The organism is Streptomyces liangshanensis, from assembly GCF_011694815.1.
Lineage (GTDB): Bacteria > Actinomycetota > Actinomycetes > Streptomycetales > Streptomycetaceae > Streptomyces > Streptomyces liangshanensis.
Genome location: NZ_CP050177.1, coordinates 1,294,208 through 1,315,915 on the forward strand (window position 1 = coordinate 1,294,208; position 21,708 = coordinate 1,315,915).

The window sequence follows — 21,708 nt, forward strand, 5'->3', positions numbered from 1 at the left end:
CTCTCCCCTTCGAGCGGCGGTGGAACCCGGCCGGGGCTCTAGCGAGCCCCGATCGGGCCCGCCGATGATGCGAGAGGGGAAGGGCCTGATGCCAGTGAGGGAAAGGACCCCATGTCCGTTAACGGAAGCGCCGTTGTCCTGGGCGGTACCGGCTTCGTCGGGCGGCACACGTGCAGGGCGCTGAGCGCGCAGGGCTTCGACGTGTGGGCCGTGGCACGCGGGGCGCCCCCGCCGGGAGAGGCCGGCCGCTTTCTGGCCTTCGACGTCGCGCTGCGGCCCCCGGAGGACCTGGCGAAGGTCCTGGACGAGCTCCGGCCCGAGGTCGTGGTCAACGCGGTCGGCAGCATCTGGGGCCGTACCGACGACGAGATGTGGGACACCGTCACCGTCCCCACGCTCCGGCTGCTGGACGCGCTGGCGCTGCTGGCCACCCCACCGAGGATCGTGCACCTCGGCTCCGTACTGGAGTACGGACGGATGGATGTCGGAACGACCGCGAGCCCGGCCACCGTGGAGCGGCCCGGCAGCGCCTACGGCCGGGCGAAGCTGGCCGCGACCCGGGCGGTGATGGAGCGGCTGCGGTCGCACCGGCTGCGGGGGGTGGTGCTGCGGATCACGAATCTGGCGGGTCCGCTCAGCCCGGACGTCAGCCTGCTCGGCCGGGTGGCCAACCAGTTGTGGGCGGCGGCCGGGGAGCCCGCGGTGGTGGAGCTCGATCCGCTGCTCGCCCACCGCGACTTCGTGGACGTCCGCGATGTGGCCGACGCGGTGGTGGCGGCGGCGACCTCACCGGTCACCGGCGAGCTGATCAACATCGGAAGCGGTACGAGCACGTCGGTACGGGTTCTGGTGGACCTGCTCGTCGCGCGCAGCGGACTGGCCGCCGGCGTGGTGGAGCGCACCGGCACCGGTATCCAGCACTCCACCGAGGACTGGTCCCGGGTGGACATCGAACCCGCCGAGCGGCTGCTCGGCTGGCGGCCCCGTCGTCCGCTCACCGACGCGGTGGACGCGTTCTGGCAAGAGTTCGTCGCACGACACCATCAACCGAACGGAACGGAGAACCCCCCGACATGACCACATACGTGTGGGATTACCTGCCGGAGTACGAGTCGGAGAAGGAGGACCTGCTCGACGCGGTCGACACGGTGTTCCGCTCCGGTCAGCTGGTGCTCGGACCGAGCGTGGCCGGTTTCGAGCGGGAGTTCGCCGACTACCACGGGGTGGCGCACTGCGCGGGGGTCGACAACGGCACCAACGCGGTGAAGCTGGGGCTCCAGGCGCTCGGGGTGGGTCCGGGGGACGAGGTCGTCACCGTCTCCAACACGGCGGCCCCGACGGTGGTCGCCATCGACGGGACCGGCGCGAAGCCCGTGTTCGTGGACGTCCGCGAGGACGACTACCTGATGGACACGGACCAGGTGGCCGCCGCGATCACTCCGCGTACCAAGGCGCTCCTCCCGGTGCATCTCTACGGCCAGTGTGTGGACATGGCCCCGCTGCGAGCCCTCGCCGATCAGCACGGGCTGGCGCTCCTGGAGGACTGCGCGCAGGCGCACGGCGCCCGTCACGGGGGCAGGCTCGCGGGCAGCATGGGGGACGCGGCGGCGTTCTCCTTCTACCCGACCAAGGTGCTCGGCGCGTACGGGGACGCGGGGGCGGTCGTCACGGCGGACCCGGCCGTGGACGCGAACCTGCGGCGGCTGCGCTACTACGGCATGGAGAAGACCTACTACGTCGTGGAGGTCCCCGGGCACAACAGCCGGCTGGACGAGGTGCAGGCCGAGATCCTGCGCCGCAAGCTCCGGCGGCTGGACGGGTACGTCCGCGGGCGCCGGGCCGTGGCCGAGCGGTACGAACAGGGGCTGGGCGACCTCGCCGACCGCGGTCTGGTCCTGCCGTCCGTGAACGAGGGCAACGAGCACGTGTACTACGTCTACGTGGTCCGGCATCCGCGCCGGGACGAGATCATCAAGGCGCTCAAGCGGTACGACATCTCGCTCAACATCAGTTATCCGTGGCCCGTTCACACCATGTCGGGGTTCGCGCACCTGGGGTACGAGGCGGGGTCCCTCCCGGTCACCGAGCGGCTGGCGGGGGAGATCTTCTCCCTGCCCATGTATCCCTCCCTGCCGGCCGGCCTCCAGGACAAGGTGATCGCGTCCCTGCGCGAGGTTCTTCTCGCCCTCTGAGCGCGGCTGTGGGGGCCACCCGGTCGGGTGGCCCCCACAGCCGTTCCTCAGACGAGCTTCTCGATCATCTTCACGATCTCGGCGGGAGCCGGCAGCCCGGCGATCTCGCCGGCGAGGCCGCGGGCGTTGTCCCGGTAGGAGGAGTCGGACAGGATCTTGGCGGCCGCCGTCGCCACGGTCTCGACTGGCTCGGTGTGGCTGTCCAGGGTGATGGACGCGCCCTGGGCGTCGACCCGGCGCATGGGAATCGCGGAGGCCAGGATCTCGGGCAGGACCAGCTGCGGGACCCCCGCGTTGAGCAAGGTCATGACCGTGACGCCGCCGCCGTGGTGCACGGCGAGGTCCGCCGTGCCGGCGACCACGTCCAGCGGGAGGAAGCCGGCCTTGATGTCCGGGAACTCGGCGCGCAGTTGCGCGGCGACCGGTTCCGATGTCGCGACGACGACCTCGACGTCGCCGCTCGCCAGCAGGGAGTTGCTCAGCAGGGGGCGGAAGAAGTCGATCCCCAGCGTCGGCACGAACACGCTCCGCGAGCCGGAGGTGATCAGGACCCGGGGGCGATCACCCTTGGCGTACATCCAGGGCTGCAAAGGAAGTTGGGGGTTGCCCGGGGTCCAGCGCATCGCCTGCGCCGCCTCGGCCCCTTCGGGCCGGAGGCTCGGCGGGGTGATGTCGACGAACAGGTCGGACCCGGGGATCTCGGTCAGACCGAACCGGGAGAGTTCCTGTTCGAGTTCGTCGGTGGCTCCCTGCCAGTCGACCTCGGTGCGGTCGTAGATGGCCCAGGTGTGCCGCACGTGCGGGATCCCGAACCGGTGCGCGATCAGCGGGGCGGCGTGGTTGTACTCCCCGCCGATCACGACATCCGGTTTCCACGCCTCGGCCAGTTCCTCGGTCGCCCGGTAGGCGGCGGCGGACAGCCGGGCGAAACCCCGCCCGGCGAAGTCCATCTCCTCGTCCTCGGTCGACGGCATGCTCAGCCAGTTGCCCTGGCGGTCCTTGAGCATCGCCTCCCCCATGCCCAGCTCGGTCACCCCGCGGGCCGGCAGGCCCAGACCGTTGATGAGCTCGATGTTCTCGTCGGGAGCCGCGACTATGACGTCGTGGCCCGCGGTCCGGGCGGCCGACGCGAGGGGTGCGCCGGCGTGTACGGGGGCGGCGCCGCCCCCGGCAATGAACAGGAATCGCACTGCTTCTCCTTGGACGTGGGTCACGGACAGGGGACAGGCCCTAGCTGCTCACGGCACGCTGGTAGCGGCGTACGGCCAACGGCACGAAGACGACCAGGATGAGAGCCACCCAGAGGAAGGCCGACAGGACGGGGTTCTGCAGTGGCCAGACGTCCGGATCGGGCCGGCCCGGGGGGATGTTGCCGAACAGCTGCCGGCATGCCTCCACCACCGCGGACACGGGATTCCAGTCGGCGACCACCCGGAGCACGGTGGGCAGTCCTTCGCTGGGGACGAAGGAGTTGGAGATGAAGGTGAGAGGCAGCAGGACCATCAGCATCGCGTTGCCGAGGACTTCGGGCGACTTCGCCGTCAGCCCGATCGCCGCGGTGACCCAGGAGGCCGCGTACGCGAACAGGAACAGCAGGAGGAAGCCGAGGGCCGCGTCGAGGACGCCCGACCGGATCCGCCACCCCATGGCGAGGCCGGTCAGCGACAGCAGAATGATCACGAAGACGTTGTTGACCGCGTCGCCGTTCGTCCGGCCGACCAGCACCGCCGACTGGGAGATGGGCATCGACCGGAAGCGGTCCACGAGGCCCAGCTTCATGTCGAGGGCGATGCCCACGCCCGTGTTGGTGGCGGTCAGGAGCATCGTCTGCGTCAGGATGCCGATGACCATGAACTCGCGGTAGTTCGAGCCGCCCACGTCGATCGCGCTGCCGAAGACGAACCCGAAGAGCAGGGCGAAGGCGATCGGCGCGACGGTGGCGAAGACCACGATGTCGGGGTTGCGGAAGTTCTTGAGGATACTGCGCCTGGTGAGGGTGAGGCCGTCCTCGACGGCCTGGCTGAAGGCGTTCACCGTGCCTCCTCCTTGGTGAGGGCGGCCGCTTCCACGGAGGCCGGCGCGGGGTCGGCGGCGGTACCGGTCAGGGAGAGGAACACCTCGTCGAGACTCGGCCGGCGCACCGTTGTCCCGGTCAGCCGCACCCCCGCCCCGTCCAGCAGCCGGATGGCGCTGACCAGGGCCGACGGGCCGTCCGTGATCGGTACGATCACCCGGTCGTCCTCCTCGTCCACGGTGATCTCGCCCTGGGCGATCTCCCCCAGGACCCGGCGGGCCTCGGCCACGTCCTCCCGGCTGCCCACGGTCAGTTCGAGCCGCTCGCCGCCGACGCGGGCCTTCAGCTCGTCGGGCGTCCCCTCCGCGACGACCTTGCCCTGTTCCATCACGGTGATCCGGTCGGCCAGTTGGTCGGCCTCCTCCAGATACTGGGTGGTGAGCAGCAAGGTGCTGCCGCCCGAGACCAGTTCGGCGATCACTTCCCACATGGCCATCCGGCTGCGGACGTCGAGACCGGTGGTCGGCTCGTCCAGGAACAGCACCTCGGGCCTGGACACCACGGCACAGGCCAGGTCGACCCGTCGGCGCATACCGCCCGAGTAGCCCTTCACCTGACGGTCCGCGTCCTTCGTCAGGCCGAACCGCTCGACGAGTTCGTCGGCCCGCTCGACGCTCGCCGTGGCGCCGAGGTGGTAGAGCCTGCCGATCATCCTGAGGTTCTCCCTGGCGGTGAGATCCTCGTCGACCGCGGCGTACTGGCCGGAAAGGCCGATCTTGCGACGGAGTGCCACGGCGTCGTTCCGTACGTCGAGTCCGGCGACCACGGCCCTGCCCGAGTCGGCGCGCAGAAGCGTGGACAGCACCCGCACCGTGGTGGTCTTGCCGGAACCGTTCGGGCCCAGCAGCCCGAGGACCGTGCCCTGACGCACCGTGAGATCCAGCCCGTTCAATCCGACATTGTCACCGAAGCGCTTAGTCAGCCCTTCGGCGACGATCGCGTTCGTCATCTTTCCTCCGTCACCTGATACGTGCGACCACAAGAGAGACCGCACGGCCCTCAAAGGGGCAGGGCCACACCGTACGGGCAATCGCGGACAGCTTCCGTCCCCGATTGGCGGGGGACGCCCGGAAACGTGAACTGGTTCTTTGTTGAACCATCGAGGATTTCTCGGTCCTTTGCCCGGACCCGAAGTTCTTCGCTAACGACGAAAGAGGAGATGCCAACGCGCCACGGCACGCCGACGGTCGTGGTCGAGAGTGAATCCAGGGTTCCCATAGCGCCCGGCCCCAACTTATTCTCACCATCCGCCGCCACTCGGTGAACGGGGTTCCGAAGGCCCGCCGGGCGGTCACGCTCCGGGCGTCTCAGGATCCCGGTCCCAACCGATGAGAACGGAAGCGAAATGACCAGACGAATATCCCGCCACCTCGCGGTCCTCGGCACTCTGGGCGCCGCACTGCTGCTGACCGCGACGACGGCGACCGCTCGGAGCGGTACGCAGGACCGGGCGGCGGCGTCCGCCGGCTCGCATGCGAGCGGTCCCGTCGGCGTGTGGGAAGGGGCGGTGGCCATCCCGGGCGGTGAGGTGGAGGCCACCATGTCGTTCCGCTCCGACGGAACGCTGTGCCTGGTGGCCCCGCCCCCCGGCCCCGACGGCGGGGTCGAAGGCGCGGGCAGGTGGGTGTCCACGGGTCAGAACACGTTCAGCTTCCGCGTAACGGAACGTTTCTTCGACGGAACGGGTGCCACCACGGGATATCTGCGGGCCAGCCACAGTGCCGTCGTGCACGCGGGCCGGTTCAGCAGCTCGGGAACAGGCGCCTTCTACGACGCGGGCTGGACCCTGCTCGACTCCTTCACGGCCACGTCCCGGATGCACCGGACCAGTCCGGTCCCCACGGCCTGCTGAGTCCGCGCTCCCCGTCGGTCACCGCTCCGCGGGCCGGTCCCGCACGATGGTCCGGGACCGCACCCGCAGCCCGTCGTCGACGAGCACCAGCACGTCGGTCACGGCGAAGGTCGACTCGAAGCGGACGCGCCCGTCCCCGTCGGTGAGCGTGACCAAGGAGCCGTAGGAGACGGTGAATCCCTCACCGTCCTCGGTCTCGTCGACCAGGTAGTGGTCGTTCCAGTGCCGGACGACGACGGTCCGGTAATGGGGCAGCGCCTTGGTGGCGTGGGCGAGTATCGCCGCGCTTCCCTCCAACTTCTCGCCGCGGTGCACGTGGTGGGTCACACCGTCCTCGGTGAACGTCCCGACATAGCCGGTCACGTCCTGGGCGTCGAGGAGGCTCATCTGGTGCGCGTAGAACCGCATGATGTCGACGTACTGGTCGGCGTCTACCTTGGCCATGGTCTGTCCTCATCTCTCGTGACGAAGTCGTGGGCCGGCCGGGATCACCAGTGTGCGAAGCGGGGCCCTGGCATGCCCAGTGCGGGTTCGGGGGCGGCGGGATGGCTCCACGCCTCCCGCTGCTCGACCGCGTGCGGGACCAGGTCGAGTTCCGATCGCAGGACCGCCTGCTGGAGATTCTGGAGCCGGGTCGAGGGCTCCACCCCCAGCTCCCGGTTCAAGGTCTCGCGAAGCGTCCGGAACACCTGGAGGGCCTGGCACTGCCGCCCGGCCCGGTACAGCGACACCATGTGGTGCGCGCAGAGGTTCTCGTGCATGGGGTGTTGAGCGGTCAGTACGGTGAGTTCGCTCAGGATCGCGTGGTGCCGGCCGAGCCGGATGTCCGCCCCGATGCGGCTCTCCAGCACGTTCAGCCTGCTCTCCTCCAGGCGGGTCACCTCGATGCCGAGCGGCATGCCGATCCTGACGTCGGCCAGCGCACGCCCCTGCCACTTCGACAGCGCCTGGCCGAGCAGTCGCGAGGCGGCGTGGTACTCGCCCTTGTCGATGGCGCGGTTCCCCGCCTCCACCAGCTGCTCGTAGACGCGCACGTCGATGGAATCCGGAGGCACGTCGAGCAGGTAGGCGTCGAACCGGGTCACCAGGATGTCCTTGGCCCTGCTCGGGGAGCCGGCCGGCAGAGCCGACTGGATGAGCCTGCGGAGCTGGAGGATGTAGGTCTGCAGCGTGGTACGTACGCTCATCGGCGGGCGGTCACCCCACAGTTCCTCGATGAGCGTGGGCACGGAGACGATGTGTCCCGCGTGCAGGGCGAGCAGGGCGAGCACCTGTCGTGGTTTCGCGGCGGTCGGTGTCACCGACCGCCCGTGCAATGTGGCGTCCAATTCCCCAAGAAGGCGTATCCTCATTCGAAATCCCCCACGAGATCTGAGTGCCTCGTCCGCGGTGTGAATTGCGGACGGAAGGCAGTTCTCGGCGATAAATCCCTGCCTCGATGACATCGCCCGTACTGCCGCATCCCCCTCCCCCTCTAGATCGTCCATCTCTGGACTTGACTTTGCGGGAACATTACCCTAAGTACTTTCTGGCCGTTCAGTCAACCGGCCCCTCGGATCCTTGGTCGAGCCGCTCAAGCTCCGCTTGATTCGGCTACTTACGGACGATCCGCTGACCGAAAAGGGTCCGGGACGGATGAACAGACCCGGTGCGGGTATAGAGTCGCTCCGCCCACCATGAACAAAAACGGCGAAGGCCTCTGTCACGCGGATCTTCTTTCCACGTGACAGAGGCCTTTGGCTCCCCGCCCGGCGGGCCGGGAGCGGGCGGAAGGCGGGGACCCGGACTCAGTAGTTGCCCAGCCCGCCGCAGACATTGACGGCCTGGCCGGTCATGGAGGCGGCGGCGTCGGTCACCAGATAGCCGACCAGTCCGGCGACCTCCTCGGGAGTGGAGTAACGGCCCAACGGGATCTTGGCGTTGAAGCGCTCCAGCACGTCCTCCTCGGTCACCCCCCAGTAGCCCGCGTACCCCTGCCGGACCCGTACCGCCATGGGCGTCTCCACGTACCCGGGACAGACCGCGTTCACGGTGATCCCCGACTTGGCCAGTTCGAACCCGACCGACTTGGTGAAACCGACGACCCCGTGCTTCGACGCGGTGTACGGCGCGGCCAGGGCGACGCCCTGCTTCCCCGCGGTCGAGGCGATGTTGACGATCCGTCCCCAGCCCGCGGCCGCCATGCCGCCGGCGGACAGCACCTCCTTGGTGACCCGGAACACACTGTTCAGGTTGGTGTCGAGCACGTCGAACCACAGGGACTCGTCCAGCGTCGCCGTCTCACCGCCGCCTCCCCGGCCGGCGTTGTTGACCAGGATGTCGATGGTCCCGAACGCCGCCACGGCGGCGGCCACCGCGGCCCGGATGTCGTCGGGGGAGGTCACGTCGCAGGCGGTGCCGTCCGCCTCGTGGCCGTCGGTACGCAGTTCCTTCACGGTGGCCGTCACCTTGCCCGCGTCGCGCGCGACGCCGAACACGGCGATGCCCTGGGCCGCCAGCGTGCGCGCGATCGCCAGGCCGATCCCGCTGCTGACACCGGTGACGAAGGCGGTCTTCTTACGGATCATGGTGGTCCTCCTGAGGGGTGTCGTGCCGGTCCGCGCGGCTCGCGGGGGTCAGGCGGCGGAGTGCGGCGGGCCGCCGTGGAACTCGGCCATCTCGCGGAACGAGGCGGCGACGTCGAGCCGCTCGCCGGGCTCCGCCCCCTGGAGTTCGGCGTACGCGCGGTGCAGGTTCCCCACGAGCCGTTCCGGGTCGACGAGCCCGGCGTACGCTCCGGGATCCGCCGCCCTGGCGGTCTCCAGCGGAGACCTGCCCGCCGTCAGCCCGTCCCTCGCCAGACCATCGACCCAGCGCAGATACGCCTCGGTCTCGTCCAGCACCTCGGGGCCCGCCACCGGGCCGTGGCCGCAGACGACCACCTCCGGGTCGAGTGCGCGCAGCCGGTCGAGCGCCAGGAGCGAACCGGAGACCGATCCCATCAGGACGTACGGGGTGACCCCCGACCACGCGATGTCACCGGTGAAGAGCACGCGCCGTTCCGGCACCCAGGCGATCACGTCGCCGGCGGTGTGGGCGGGGCCGACGCACATCAGGACCACGGTCAGTTCACCGCACCGGAGAGTGAGGCCGCCGCTGAACGTGACGTCCGGCAGGGTCAGCCGGAGATCGCCCCAGTCCACCTTCGGCCACAGGCCGCGCATCCCCAGTCCCGCCTCGGCCATGTCCGACCGGGTCACCTCGTGGGAGACGACCGTCGCCCGGGGCACGAACTCGGTGTTGCCGAACACGTGGTCGCCGTGGAAATGGGTGTTGACGACGATGTCGGGTCCGCCGGGCGCCACCCGCTCGGTCTGCCCGCGAAGATGACGGGCCCTGGCCTGGGTCGCCGCCGTGTCGATGAGCACAGCCCTGCCTCCCGAGGCGACGAGCCCCGCGTTGTTGAGGCACCACCCGCCCGGCAACTGCTCGTAGGCGTACACACCGTCGGCTATCTCACGCAGCGTCGGCCCGTCCGCCCGGTCCCGGCCGGCTCGCCCGTCCAGGACGGTCACCGGACGGCTTCCGCGAAGCGCTGGAGGGTCTCGCCGGGGCTCGGACCGTCCAGCGCCCGGAAGATCCCCTGCCCGTCCGCGCCGAGCTTGTCGAGCCGTACATGGGCCAGTTCCACCCGCGTACCCCCCGACTCGACCGGTGCGAAGACCACTTCGATCTCGCTGGCCCGCTCGTCGTCGGGCAACGCCTGGAACTGACCGCCGACCCGCCAGGTCAGCCGCAGGCGGTGGGGCGGTTCCCAGGCGAGCACACGACCCCAGTCGGCCTCGGTCCCGTCGACGTCCCACTCGTAGTAACGGCCGTCCACCCACGGTTCCATGGCCAGACCTGCCCGCGGCCGGCTCAGGAGCACATGGGTCGGAGGCCACCACTCCGCCATCCGCTCGGTGAAGTACACGAAGCAGCGCTTCGCGTCGGCCTGGACCTCCACGAATTTGCGTACGTCCGGTATGGAGCCCTCTGTCATCGCTTCCTCCCACGCAGCCACTGGACCTGCGGCCACGGTCGCCAGTGGGGCTCGACCTCCTGTGGAGCACGGCTCGACAGGACGGCGCGTCCGACGGCGCGCACCGGACCGATTCCAACGCCACTGGACCGCGAGTCAAGGGCGGGGACGCAGCCTGCGACAGAGGCCCCAGCCAGCCGATCCATCTGTGACCACCGAGGAGCCCCATGGCCCGCAGAGCAGTCATCACCGGAATCGGTGTCGTCGCCCCGGGAGGGACAGGAAAGGAGCCGTTCTGGGAGTTGCTCACCAGCGGCCGGACCGCGACGCGGACCATCACCCGGTTCGACGCGAGCGGGCATCGCTGCCAGGTCGCGGCCGAGTGCGACTTCGACCCGCTGGCGCACGGTCTGAGCAGGCAGCAGGTACGGCGTACCGACCGGGTGTCGCAGCTCGCGATGGTGGCCGCAGGAGAGGCGGTCACGGACAGCGGGCTGGACATCGACGGCGCGCTGGCGGAGCGCACCGGGGTGGCCATCGGCAGCGCGGTCGGCGGCACGACGACCATGGAGCGGGAGTACGCGGTCCTGTCGGACGGCGGCCGCGAGTGGGTCGTCGACCCGTCCTTCGCCGTACCGCACCTCTACGACTACTTCCTGCCCAGTTCGATCGCGGCCGAGGTGTCCGTGGTCACCGGTGCGCGGGGTCCCGCGGCGGTGATCTCGACGGGGTGCACCTCGGGCATCGACTCCGTCGGGTACGCGGCCGAACTGATCCGGGACGGCGAGGCCGACGTGATGATCACGGGTGCGACCGACGCCCCCGTCTCCCCCATCACCCTGACCTGCTTCGACGTCATCAGGGCCACCTCGGCCCGCAACGACGACCCGGCCACCGCCTGCCGGCCGTTCGACCGCACCCGGACCGGGCTGATCCTCGGCGAGGGTTCGGCGGTACTGGTGCTGGAGGAGTACGAACACGCGCGGCGCCGGGGCGCGACGATCTACGGGGAGGTGGCCGGCTACACCTCCCGGTGCAACGCCTTCCACATGACCGGGCTCAAGGAGGACGGCCGGGAGATGTCGGAGGCCATCGAAGGCGCCATGAAGCAGGCGCGGGTGAACGGAACCGACATCGACTACGTCAACGCCCACGGCTCCGGCACCAAACAGAACGACCGTCACGAGACGGCGGCGGTCAAGCGCAGCCTCGGAGACCACGCCTACCGCACCCCGATGAGCGGCATCAAGGCCGCGGTCGGCCACTCGCTCGGCGCCATCGGTTCGATCGAGATCGCCGCCTGCGCGCTGTCCATGCGGCACGGCGTCGTCGTGCCCACGGCCAACCTCCACGAAGCCGACCCCGAGTGCGACCTGGACTACGTGCCGAACGTGGCGCGTGAGCGGCGTCTCGACGCGGTGCTGACCGTGGGCAGCGGCTTCGGCGGATTCCAGAGCGCCATGGTTCTCACGAAGGTGGAGCGGACCACGTCATGAAACAGGATGTTGTTGTGACCGGTGTCGATGTCGTCGCACCGAACGGGGTGGGCACCGAGGCCTATTGGGCGGCCACGCTCAAAGGGGTGTCCGCGATCCGGCCGATCACCCGGTTCGACGCCTCGGACTATCCCGTCCGGCTGGCCGGTGAAGTCCCCGAGTTCGAGGGGGAGTCGGCCTTCCCCAAACGCCTGGTTCCGCAGACCGACCGGCTGACCAGGCTCGCCATGCTGTGCGCCGACGCGGCTCTGGCCGACGCGCGTGTCGATCCGGCGGCCCTGTCGGCGTACGCGGTGGGGGCGGCCGTCTCCAGCTCCACCGGCGGGCTGCACTTCGGGCAGGAGCAGTTGCAACTGCTGTGGGGCACGGGCTGGGAGGCCGTGAGCCCCTACATGTCCTTCGCCTGGTACTACGCGGTGAACACCGGCCAGATCTCCATCAAGAACGGTCTGCGCGGGCCGGGCGGGGTCGTCGTCTCGGAGCAGGCGGGTGGTCTGGACTCGATCGCGTTCGCGCGCCGGAGGGTTCGGCAGGGCACCCCGGTGATGACCACCGGCGGCTTCGACAGCATGCTGTGCCCGTACGGCGTGTCGACCGTGTCGACGGCCACCGGCGTGAGCCGGTCCGACGACCCCGAGCGCGCCTATCTGCCGTTCCACGCCGGCTCACCGGGCTTCGTGCCGGGTGAGGGCGGCGCGGTCCTGGTGCTGGAGTCGCGTACGGGCGCGGTGGAGCGGGGCGCGCCCCAGGTGTACGGGACGGTCGCGGGCCACGGCGCGGCGTTCGAGCCCCCCGGATCGGACTCCCCGGGCGACGGCCTGGTGCGCGCGGCGCGTTCGGCGCTGCGGGACGCGGGGCTGTCGGCCGGGGACGTCGATGTGGTGTTCGCCGACGCCGCCGGCAGTGTGCCGCTCGACCTGGCCGAGACCGCGGCGCTCGTGGAGCTGTTCGGACCCGGCGGGGTACCGGTCAGCGCGCCGAAGGCGCTGGTGGGCAGGCTCCTGTCCGGCGGGGCCGCGCTGGACGCGGTCGCGGCGCTGCTCTGCCTGCGCGACGGCGTCGTGCCCGCGCTGCCGGAGGTGGCGGCGGACACCGTCGATCCCCGCGTCGACCTGGTGGTGGGCGAGCCCCGTGCTCTGGAGAGCCGCACGGCGCTGGTGCTGGCCCGGGGACACGGTGGTTTCGCCTCGGCCATGGTGCTGACGGGAGCGTGACGGCGGGCGGAGCGCGGTCCGCGGTCCGCGGTCCGCCTCCGCCGGCCCCGTACGCCGACGTCGGCTCCCAGGACCCGTCGGGGTCCTGGGAGCCGACGTCGGCGCGCCCGGGCCGGATCAGCGGCGTTTGCCGGCCGGCACCACGAAGCGGGAGTAGAGGAGGTCGCGGACGACGTCGTCGCCGCCCTCCACCAGCCCTACGTACCGCAGGTCGCGCACGAGTTTGCCGATCGGGTGGTCGTGGGTGTAGCCGAGCCCCCCGAACATCTCCGAACCGATGGTCGCCACCTGCCAGCCCGCCTGGCCGCAGTACATCTTCGCGGCCAGCGCGGAGCGCAGGGTGCCGGTCCGGTAGAGGGACGGCAGCGGATCGGGCGCCGCCATGTACCGGTCGAACTCGGCGGCGGCCGCCCGGCACTGGTTGCGCATGACGTCGATCAGCATCTCGATCTGCCCGAGCTTGCCGGCGAAGACGGCGTTGCCGGTCAGCGCCGATCCCTTCACCTGTTTCACCGCCGCGTACTCCATCGACAGATCCCGCACCCGGCGTGCCAGACCGATCGCCGTCGCGGCGATCAGGATGCGGCTGGCGTTGAGGCCGATCTCCAGATTCCGTAGTCCGTTGCCGCGCAGCACATGAGCCGCCGGAACCGCGCAGTCACGCAACCGCGCCTGGTAGGTGGCGGAGCCGCGCATGCCGACCATGTCCCAGCGTTTGACGATCTCCACCCCGGGGGTGTCGCGGGGCACCAGTACCACCCGGAAGTCGGCGTCGTCGTCGGCGTCCCTGGCGACGGCCAGCAGCAGGTCGGCGGCGTCGGCGTTGGTGGCGAAGTACTTGTCCCCGCTGATGACGACCTGGTCGCCGTCGTGGGTGAAGCGGGCCGCGATCCGCCCCAGTTCGCTGCCGGCCTGCTCCTCGCTGGCGAGGATCCCGCAGCTTCCCCCGCCTGCGGCCAGGGCCTCCAGGTGGGTCCGGGCGAGGGGCTCCTCGCCGCAGAGTCGGAGCATGGTGGTGCCCAGGATCGACAGGAAGGAGCCGAAGGCGAATCCCGCGTCGCCGTAGGCGAGTTCGGAGACGATGTCGACGCTTTCCTCGAGGTCCGCGCCGATGCCGCCGTACCGGGACGGGATCCACCAGTTCGCCAGCCCCGCCTCGTGCAGCCGGGCCGTGGCGACCGTCGGTGCCTCGGGCAGGCTGTCGAAGTAGTCGCTCCTGGGCGTGATCTCGGCGTCGGCGAAGGCCCGCACCCGGTCCAGCAGGCCGGCCGTCGCCGTCGCTCCGCCGCCGACCGCGCTCACGCGGGAGCGGTCAGCTGCTGGTTGAAGACGGTGAGGAAGTCCCCGGGGGTCTTGATGTCCGAGTAGGCCTCCTCCGGCACCTTGATCCTGAAGTGCTGCTCCAGGCTGCTCGTGGTCGCGATGACGGCGAGGGAGTCGAAGCCCAGCTCGGCGAGACCGGTGTCCAGGATGTCCCCGGACAGGTCCACCGTCTCGTCCTCTCCCAGCGTGCGCAGCAGGAATTCCTTGAGCTCGTCGATGGTCAGCTCCGCCATGGCGGACCGCCTTCCCTGGTGTCGGTGTGTACGGAGGGGAATCGTGTGTACGGAGGGGATCGTGTACGGAGGGGGGATCAGCGTGATTCGACGAACTGGCGCGCCCTGGCCAGGGTGGCCCGGCTGTTGGAGCCCAGGGCGTGCCGGACGGCGGCCTTGGCCGCGTCGAGCGACGCGGGCGGCTCGGGCAGCGCGGCGATCCCGTCCGGGTCCAGGATCACCTGGTGCCGGGACGTGACCCGGACGGAACCGTCCTGGGTGGACTCGAACGTCCACTCGCCGTTGTGCGCCTGGAGCACGGGCGGCAGCTTCGTCTGCTTGTAGACGATCCGTCGCGAGGGGTCACACACCCGGCCGGACACCGTGGTGTGCAGCGAGCCGTCCGGTGAGATCGTGTCCATCTCCATGTGCTGGAGTCCCGGGGTGTCCTCGCGCAGCTCGATACGGGCGACGTGGGGCACCCGCTCGGGCCATTTCCCCACGTCGTAGAGGAAGTCGTAGGTGTCCTCCAGCGAACCGGCGATGATCTCGGTGTCCTCGAAGTCGAGGAGCAACTCCTTCTCGCTCTCGCCTCGTTCGGCGGCGCGCTTGAGGTGGGCGAGTTCCGAGACGCTGTTGTGTTCCACCGCCCGGGCGATCAGGTCGAGTTGCACCGGGTCGTCGTCGACGGCGCGGTAGTGGTGGTCGAGGACCACGGCGCACCGGCCGCTGCCCCGCTCCTCCACGGACCACTCGCCGCCCAGCGCGGCCACCGGGGCGGAGGGCCGGATCTGCTCGAACCGCACCCGGCGGCCGTCCGTGATCCGCCTCGACTCCCAGGTGCGCAGCCGGCCGTTGGCGACGGCCCAGATCCGGATCCGCTCGTCGGTGTCGTCGCCCGACACACGCTCGGCCCGTACCGTCGGCGGGAAGTACAGCGGCCACAGGCCGACGTCGGCGACGATGCGGTGCACCGACTCCGCGGACGCCGACACGTCGATCCGGTGGGTCACCTCGATGTTGCTCATGACGAGCCCCTCCTCCCCTGCCGCTCTGGTCGTACGGAGAATCTGGCAGCGCCCCGTCGAGCGGCTCTGGAGCAGCGGTACAGAGGAGAGGTCATCGCTCCTCCAGGCCGGCCATGATGAACGCGACCAGAGCCCGGGGGGTCGGGTGCTTCAGGACCGCCTCGGCCGGCAGCCTCAGACCGGTCGCGGCGTTGAGCCGGTTGCGCAGATCGACGCTCAGCAGGGAGTCGAAGCCGAGTTCCTTGAAGGAGTCCGTCGGACTCACGGTCACGGTGTCGGTGTAGCCGATCACTTCGGCGGCCTGCGCGCAGACCATCCGTACGAGCGCCTCGGCCGAGTGTTCCGGAGCCTTCGCCGCCACGGGGGCGGCCGCGGGCCGGTCCCGTACGGGTGCGGCGGGTACGGCGCCGGGGGTTCGCGGATCCCCGAACAGCAGGTCCGCCCGGCTCTCCGGCCTCAGGCCGGTGAGCGCGGGCCGCAGGGGTACGAGCAGCGCGCGGGACGACGCCATGGCCTCGTCGAGGAGCCTGAGCGCGTGGTCCGTCGCGAGGGGGGCGACTCCCCCGGCGGCCAGGGCCGCGAGGTCCGCCGGGGACAGGTGCGCGGTCATGCCGGTGCGCTCCTGCCAGAGGCCCCAGGCCAGTGAGGTCGCCTCCAGGCCCGCGGACCGCCGGTGCTGGGCGAGGGAGTCGAGGAAGGTGTTGGCCGCCGCGTAGTTGGCCTGGCCGGGGCCGCCGATCACCCCTGCCGTGGAGGAGAAGAGAACGAACGCGGAGAGGTCGAGGTCGCGGGTGAGTTCGTGCAGGTGCCAGGCCGCGTGGGCCTTGGGGCGCATCACCGCGCGCAGTCGTGCGGGGGTGAGCCGGGTGAGCAGGCCGTCGCTGAGCACGCCCGCCGTGTGGAAGACGCTGCCCGGCGGACGGTCCGTCACCACCCGCGCCAGGGCCGCCCGGTCGGTGACGTCGCAGGCGAGGACGGTCACCTCGGCGCCGAGGGCGGTCAGTTCGTCCCGCAGCGCCGCCGCGCCGGGAGCCTGCGGGCCGCGCCGGCTCAGGAGCAGCAGCCGCCGGGCACGGTGGGTGGTCACCAGATGGCGGGCCAGGACCGCGCCGAGCCCGTCGGCTCCGCCCGTGACGAGTGCGGGGCGGTCGGGGTCGAAGGCGCGGGGCATCGTCAGCACGAGCTTTCCGCGCTGCCTGGCCCGGCTGAGGAGTCGCAGCGGTGTACGGCCCTGGTGGACGTCCCAGGCGCGGATCGGCAGGTGGTGGAGCGCACCACGCTCGAAGAGGGAGATCAGCTCGGCCAGCACCTCGCCGATCCGGTCGGGCTCGATCCCCAGGATGTTGTAGGCGCGGTAGGTGACGTCCGGATGGGCCGCCTCGGTCGACGCGACGTCACGGATGTCGGTCTTGCCCATCTCGACGAACCGGCCTCCCGGGGCCAGCAGCCGCAGGGAGGCGTCGATGGCCTTCCCGGACAGCGAGTTGAGCACCACGTCGACGCCGCGGCCCCCGGTGGCCGTACGGAAGGCGTCCTCGAAGTCGAGCGAACGCGAGGAGGCGATGTGATCCCGGTCCAGTCCACGGGCACGCAGCAGGTCGTGCTTGGCGGGGCCGGCCGTGGCGAACACCTCCGCGCCGAAGTGGCGGGCCAGCTGGATCGCCGCGAGCCCGACACCCCCGGTCGCGGTGTGGACGAGCACCGACTCGCCGGGGCGGAGGGCGGCGATCTCGGCCAGGCACTGGTAGGCGGTGATGTACACGATGGGGACACTCGCGGCCTGGGCGAGAGTCCACCCGGCCGGTACGGGCGCGACCATCCGTTCGTCGGCGACGGCGACGGGTCCGAGGGATCGCTCGAACACACCGAAGACCCGGTCTCCCACCGCCGTCCCCGTGACGTCGGCGCCGACCTCGGTCACCAGCCCGGCGCCCTCACTGCCCATCGTCCTCTCGCCAGCCACCAGGGCGAGCCCCACCGCGATGTCGCGGAAGTTGAGGCCGGCCGCCCGGACCCTGATACGGACCTGGCGCGGACCGAGAGGCTCTTCCGCCTCCGGGTGGGGCACCAGCGCGAGGTTGTCCAGCGTGCCCCGGCTCGTCACGTCGAGACGCCAGGCGCCGGGGCCCGCCGGTTCGGGAAGCAGACCGTCGTCGTCGGGCACCCGCAGGCGGGGCCGGTGGATCGTGCCCGAGCGGACGGCGAGTTCGGGTCCGCCGTCGGCGAAGGCCGCGGGCAGCGACGCGAGTGAGGCCGGATCGTCGTCGATGTCGATCAGCTGGAACGCGCCCGGGTGCTCCGCCTGGGCCGCCCGCACGAGGCCGGTGACCGCGGCGGACGCGAGACCGGGAACCGCCTCCCGGCCGGTCACGGCCAGCGCCCGGCGGGTCAGGATCACCAGCCGCGCCGAGGACAGGCGTGGTTCGGCCAGCCAGCCCTGGAGGAGGTCCATGGCCTCACCGGCCAACCGGTCCGCCTCCTCGGGCAGGCTCGGGCCGCCCCGGCCCGGAGCGTCGGCGTCGGGGGCGTCGGCACCGATGAGCGCCGCGACGACGTCCGGGACGGACCGCGGGAGCGACGCGAGGTCGGGGACGTCGCGCGGCGCCCCGAGCGCCGGTGCGGCCAGGCTCGCCCACGACAGGGGCGCGGGGGTGTCCCCGGTCTCCGTGCGTTCCCAGGTCAGCGCGAAGGTCTGCCCTTCGGCGCCGGGAGCGGGGCGCGACGGGCGCAGGGTCAGCGACGCGACCGTCGCGACGGGCCGTCCCTGTTCGTCCGCGCACTCCAGCGTGATCCGGTCGGCCTCGACACGTGAGCGGACCCGGAGGGTCCTCGTCCGCGCGGGCCGCAGGCTGACACCGCGCCAGGTGAACGGGACGAGCAGTTCGTCGCCGGTCCGCAGCAGGGCGGCGTGCAGCGCCGTGTCGAGCAGCGCCGGATGGGCGGTGCCGGAGGAGTCGATCGGGACGCCGGCCGGCAGCGTCACCTCGGCGAGGATCTCGCCGTCCTTCTCCCACGCGCGCCCCAGCCCGCCGAACGCGGGTCCGTAGCCGTACCCCCGGACGGCGAGCCGGGCGTAGGCGTCCCGCGTGCCGACCTCGGTCGCGCCGGCCGGCGGCCAGACTCCGGACGCCGCGGCGTCCGGGGTGCCGCCGGCCGCCCCGGACTCCTCGGGCGCGGCCGTCAGGGTGCCGGAGGCGTGCCGGTCCCAGTCCGCGGCGCCCGGCTGCCGGGCGTGCACCTCCAGTGCCCTGTGTCCCGAGGCGTCGGCCGGCTCCAGAAGGAGCCGGATCTCGATCGCTCCGCGGTCCGGGACCGGCAGCGGTCCTTCCAGGGTGAGTTCCTCGATCGTCCCGACGCCGGCCGCGCGGCCGGCGTCGGCGACCAGGGAGAGGGTCACGGTCGCGGGCACCAGCACGGTTCCCCGTACGGCGTGATCGGTCAGCCAGGGATGCCCGTCGGTGTCGATGCGCGCCGTGAACACCTCCTGACCGGAGGGCAGTTCGACGCGACGGGTGGTGAGACCCGCGGCCGGGCGGTCGGTGTCGGGGGCACCGACCGCGTCCGGAGCGGTGATCCAGTAGCGGCTGCGGTCGAAGGCGAAGGTCGGCAGCTCCGTCGGCCGCCCCGGGGGCTGCAACGGGGCGAGGTCGACCGTCACCCCGGCCGTCCGCGCGGCGGCGGCCGAGACGGTGAACTGCTCCAAGCCCCCGCTGTCCCGGCGGACGGATCCGAGGACGGTGCCTGGCACACCGACGTCGTCCAGGATCTCCTGCACCGCCATGCCGAGCACCGGATGCGGGCTGACCTCGACGAACACGCGGTGCCTGCGGTCGATCAGCCGTTGTACCGCCGTCCGGAACCGCACCGGGTTGCGGAGGTTCTCGTACCAGTACGAGGCGTCCATGACGGCGGTGTCGGCGATCTCGCCGGTCAGCGTCGAGTGGACGGGGACCGAGGACGGCCTCGGCACCACGTCCGCCAGGTCCTTGACGAGCGGTTCCCGCAGGACCTCCATGGCGGCGGTGTGCGAGGCGTAGTCGACCGCGATCCGCTTGGCGTCCACGCCCTGCCGCTCGCAGGCGGCGAGGACCTCGTCCAGTGCCCCGGTGGGGCCGGCCACCACGGTTGCCCGGGGGCCGTTGAAGGCGGCGATGCCCACACCACCGTCGGTACCACCCACCGCGTCGAGGAGCCTCCCCGTCGACTCGGCGTCCAGCGGTACGGAGACCATGCCCCCGCTCCCCGACACCGTGTGCAGGGCCTTGCTGCGCAGGGCGACCACCCGGCAGGCGTCGGCGAGGGTGAGGACGCCGGCCACGTGCGCGGCGGCTATCTCGCCCTGCGAGTGGCCGACGACCGCGCCCGGCCGTACACCCGCGGACTCCCACATCCGCGCGAGGGACACCATCACCGCGAACAGGGCGGGCTGCACCACGTCCACGCGGTCGAGGGACTCTCCGCGCAGCGCGTCGGCCAACCGCCAGTCGCAGTAAGGGGCCAAGGCCTCGGCGCAGGCATCCATATGGGTACGGAAGGTGCTGGACTCCTCCAGGAGCAGCAGCCCCATCCCGCGCCACTGCGACCCCTGGCCGGGAAAGACGAACACGGGACCGGCGGCGCCCTGCGCGGCCGCGGCGCGCAGAACGGTCGGAGACCGGTACCGGCCGGGAACCGCCGGCGCCGCCTTCCCGGACGCGAGGTCGGACAGCCCGGCCAGCAGGTCCGTCCTGGTCCCGGCGACCACCGCCCCCCGATGGGCGAAGCCGGTCCGGGAGCGCAGGACGTGCGCGACGTCCTCGGGCCTGGCCTCCGGAGCCGCGGCGAGGAAGTCCGAGAGTGCGGAGGCCTGGAGCCGCAGGGAGTCCGCGGTCGGCCCGGAAAGGGGCCATACGTACGGCCCCGCCGCACCGCCGTCCCGCGCGGTTTCGGGCTGTGGCGCGGCCTCCTCCAGCAGCAGGTGCGCGTTGGTGCCGCTGATCCCGAACGAGGAGACCCCGGCCCGCAGGGGCCGGCCCTCCCTGGGCCACGTGCGCGCCTCGGCCAGCAGGGCGAGCCCGCTGCGGCGCCAGTCCACGTGCCGGCTGGGCCGGTCGGAACGCAGCGACCGCGGCAGCACGCCGGCCCGCATGGCCTGCACCATCTTGATCACGCCGCCGACTCCGGCCGCGGCCTGGGCATGCCCCAGATTCGACTTCAGCGAGCCGAGCCACAGCGGGCGTCCCGGGGTACGGCTCCGGCCGTAGGTGGCGGCGAGGGCGCTTGCCTCGATGGGATCGCCCAGTTCCGTTCCGGTGCCGTGCGCCTCCACGGCGTCCACGTCCCGGGAGCTGAGTCCGGCCCGCGCGAGCGCGAGGGTGATGACGTTCTCCTGGGCCGATCTGCTGGGCGCGGTCAGGCCGTTGCTGGCGCCGTCCTGGTTGACGGCGCTGCCCCGGATCAGGGCGTGGATCCGGTGGCCCCGGGCGATCGCGTCCGACGCGCGTTCCAGGAGGAGGAGTCCGGCGCCTTCGGACCACGCGGTCCCGTCGGCGTCGTCCGAGAACGGCTTGCAGCGGCCGTCGGGGGCCAGGCCGCCCTGCCTGCTGAAGTCCACGAACAGGCCCGGGGTGGACATCACCGCCACTCCGCCCGCCAGGGCCAGGTCGCATTCGCCCTCGCGCAGGGACTGCGCGGCGAGGTGGAGGGCGACCAGGGAGGACGAGCAGGCGGTGTCGACGGTGACGGCAGGACCCCGCGTACCGAAGTAGTAGGCGAGACGACCGGACAACACGCTGACGGTGCTGCCGGTGAGGCGGTAGCCGCCGGTGCCCTTGCCGTCCTCGTGCAGGCGCGGGCCGTACTCCTGGGCCATCGCCCCGACGAACACACCGGTGTTGCTGCCGGCCAGGGCCGCCCGGTCGAGGCCGGCCCGCTCGAAGGTCTCCCAGGCCACTTCCAGGAGCACCCGCTGCTGCGGGTCCATCCCGGCCGCCTCGCGCGGGGAGATGCCGAAGAACTTCGCGTCGAACAGGTCGGCGTCGTGCAGGAAACCGCCGTGACGGGTGGCGGACCGGCCGACGCCGTCCGGTGCCGGGTCGTGGAGCCGGTCCAGGTCCCAGCCGCGGTTGGCGGGGAACTCGGTGATCACGTCACCGCCGGCGGCGACCAGCTCCCAGAGGTCCTCCGGGGACCGGACGCCACCGGGGTAGCGGCAGCCCATGGAGACGATCGCGATCGCCTCCCGTTCCGGTGTCGGAGGTGTTGAGGCGCGGGCCATGGGCAATCATGCCTTTCGGGATACGGACGGGGCGGGTCGCGACGACGGGCCGGCCGGGAAC

The 21,708-nt window shown here is 71.5% G+C and carries 16 protein-coding genes and 1 pseudogene; 5 read left to right on the forward strand and 12 right to left on the reverse strand.

Features of this window, described 5'->3' with window-relative positions:
• Nucleotides 1-111: 111 nt before the first annotated feature.
• Together HA039_RS05660 and HA039_RS05665 are read left to right on the forward strand one after the other, a co-directional pair.
• The gene (locus tag HA039_RS05660; RefSeq protein WP_167024666.1) at nt 112-1,077 is read left to right on the forward strand and encodes an NAD-dependent epimerase/dehydratase family protein; all 966 of its coding nucleotides are present in this window, start codon (nt 112-114) and stop codon (nt 1,075-1,077) included.
• Nucleotides 1,074-2,192: a DegT/DnrJ/EryC1/StrS family aminotransferase gene (locus HA039_RS05665; RefSeq protein WP_167024669.1), complete on the forward strand. Its 1,119-nt coding sequence runs from the start codon at nt 1,074-1,076 to the stop codon at nt 2,190-2,192. Before HA039_RS05660 ends, HA039_RS05665 begins: the two co-directional genes overlap by 4 nt.
• Before the next feature lie 47 nt (nt 2,193-2,239).
• On the opposite strand, the gene HA039_RS05670 is transcribed toward HA039_RS05665, so the two are convergent.
• Genes HA039_RS05670 through HA039_RS05680 form a run of 3 tightly spaced genes read right to left on the reverse strand, consistent with a single transcriptional unit; the run spans nt 2,240 to nt 5,215 of the window.
• A complete protein-coding gene (locus HA039_RS05670; RefSeq protein WP_167024672.1) occupies nt 2,240-3,382 on the reverse strand; it encodes a glycosyltransferase in 1,143 nt (380 codons plus the stop codon).
• A 40-nt stretch (nt 3,383-3,422) separates the two neighbouring features.
• Complete coding sequence (locus HA039_RS05675; RefSeq protein ID WP_167024675.1) at nt 3,423-4,226, reverse strand: ABC transporter permease; 804 nt, start codon at nt 4,224-4,226, stop codon at nt 3,423-3,425.
• Nucleotides 4,223-5,215, reverse strand: coding sequence for an ATP-binding cassette domain-containing protein (locus tag HA039_RS05680; protein ID WP_167024678.1), 993 nt, complete (start codon nt 5,213-5,215; stop codon nt 4,223-4,225). The genes HA039_RS05675 and HA039_RS05680 overlap by 4 nt, the downstream gene beginning before the upstream one ends.
• Before the next feature lie 396 nt (nt 5,216-5,611).
• On the opposite strand from HA039_RS05680, the gene HA039_RS05685 reads away from it, so the two are divergent.
• On the forward strand, nt 5,612-6,118 hold the full coding sequence (locus HA039_RS05685; protein ID WP_167024681.1) for a hypothetical protein: 507 nt from the start codon (nt 5,612-5,614) through the stop codon (nt 6,116-6,118).
• A gap of 18 nt (nt 6,119-6,136) precedes the next feature.
• Here the strand turns inward: HA039_RS05685 and HA039_RS05690 are convergent, their stop codons facing one another.
• From HA039_RS05690 to HA039_RS05710, 5 genes are all read right to left on the reverse strand, one after another.
• Nucleotides 6,137-6,562 carry a nuclear transport factor 2 family protein gene (locus tag HA039_RS05690; RefSeq protein ID WP_167024684.1) on the reverse strand — a complete coding sequence of 142 codons (426 nt, stop codon included), beginning with the start codon at nt 6,560-6,562 and terminating at the stop codon, nt 6,137-6,139.
• Nucleotides 6,563-6,606: 44 nt separating this feature from the next.
• A complete protein-coding gene (locus tag HA039_RS05695; RefSeq protein ID WP_167024687.1) occupies nt 6,607-7,470 on the reverse strand; it encodes an AfsR/SARP family transcriptional regulator in 864 nt (287 codons plus the stop codon).
• A 435-nt stretch (nt 7,471-7,905) separates the two neighbouring features.
• Nucleotides 7,906-8,685: an SDR family NAD(P)-dependent oxidoreductase gene (locus tag HA039_RS05700; protein WP_167024690.1), complete on the reverse strand. Its 780-nt coding sequence runs from the start codon at nt 8,683-8,685 to the stop codon at nt 7,906-7,908.
• Between the two features lie 48 nt (nt 8,686-8,733).
• The gene (locus HA039_RS05705) at nt 8,734-9,672 is read right to left on the reverse strand and encodes an MBL fold metallo-hydrolase (RefSeq protein WP_243869186.1); all 939 of its coding nucleotides are present in this window, start codon (nt 9,670-9,672) and stop codon (nt 8,734-8,736) included.
• A complete protein-coding gene (locus HA039_RS05710) occupies nt 9,669-10,139 on the reverse strand; it encodes an SRPBCC domain-containing protein (RefSeq protein ID WP_167024693.1) in 471 nt (156 codons plus the stop codon). The genes HA039_RS05705 and HA039_RS05710 overlap by 4 nt, the downstream gene beginning before the upstream one ends.
• A 206-nt stretch (nt 10,140-10,345) precedes the next feature.
• On the opposite strand from HA039_RS05710, the gene HA039_RS05715 reads away from it, so the two are divergent.
• Both HA039_RS05715 and HA039_RS05720 read left to right on the forward strand, forming a co-directional pair.
• Entirely contained in the window at nt 10,346-11,614 is a 1,269-nt protein-coding gene (locus HA039_RS05715) for a beta-ketoacyl-[acyl-carrier-protein] synthase family protein (protein ID WP_167024696.1), read from the forward strand.
• Between the two features lie 14 nt (nt 11,615-11,628).
• The gene (locus tag HA039_RS05720; RefSeq protein WP_279592819.1) at nt 11,629-12,828 is read left to right on the forward strand and encodes a beta-ketoacyl synthase N-terminal-like domain-containing protein; all 1,200 of its coding nucleotides are present in this window, start codon (nt 11,629-11,631) and stop codon (nt 12,826-12,828) included.
• A 117-nt stretch (nt 12,829-12,945) separates the two neighbouring features.
• Here HA039_RS05720 and HA039_RS05725 read toward each other — a convergent pair whose 3' ends face one another.
• From HA039_RS05725 to HA039_RS05740, 4 genes and pseudogenes are all read right to left on the reverse strand, one after another.
• Nucleotides 12,946-14,130, reverse strand: coding sequence for an acyl-CoA dehydrogenase family protein (locus HA039_RS05725; protein ID WP_208298549.1), 1,185 nt, complete (start codon nt 14,128-14,130; stop codon nt 12,946-12,948).
• On the reverse strand, nt 14,127-14,384 hold the full coding sequence (locus tag HA039_RS05730; protein WP_208298550.1) for an acyl carrier protein: 258 nt from the start codon (nt 14,382-14,384) through the stop codon (nt 14,127-14,129). Before HA039_RS05730 ends, HA039_RS05725 begins: the two co-directional genes overlap by 4 nt.
• A gap of 77 nt (nt 14,385-14,461) precedes the next feature.
• A complete protein-coding gene (locus HA039_RS05735; protein WP_167024702.1) occupies nt 14,462-15,391 on the reverse strand; it encodes an aromatase/cyclase in 930 nt (309 codons plus the stop codon).
• Between the two features lie 91 nt (nt 15,392-15,482).
• A pseudogene (locus HA039_RS05740) lies at nt 15,483-21,617 on the reverse strand (type I polyketide synthase); the annotation flags it as partial.
• Nucleotides 21,618-21,708: the final 91 nt, after the last annotated feature.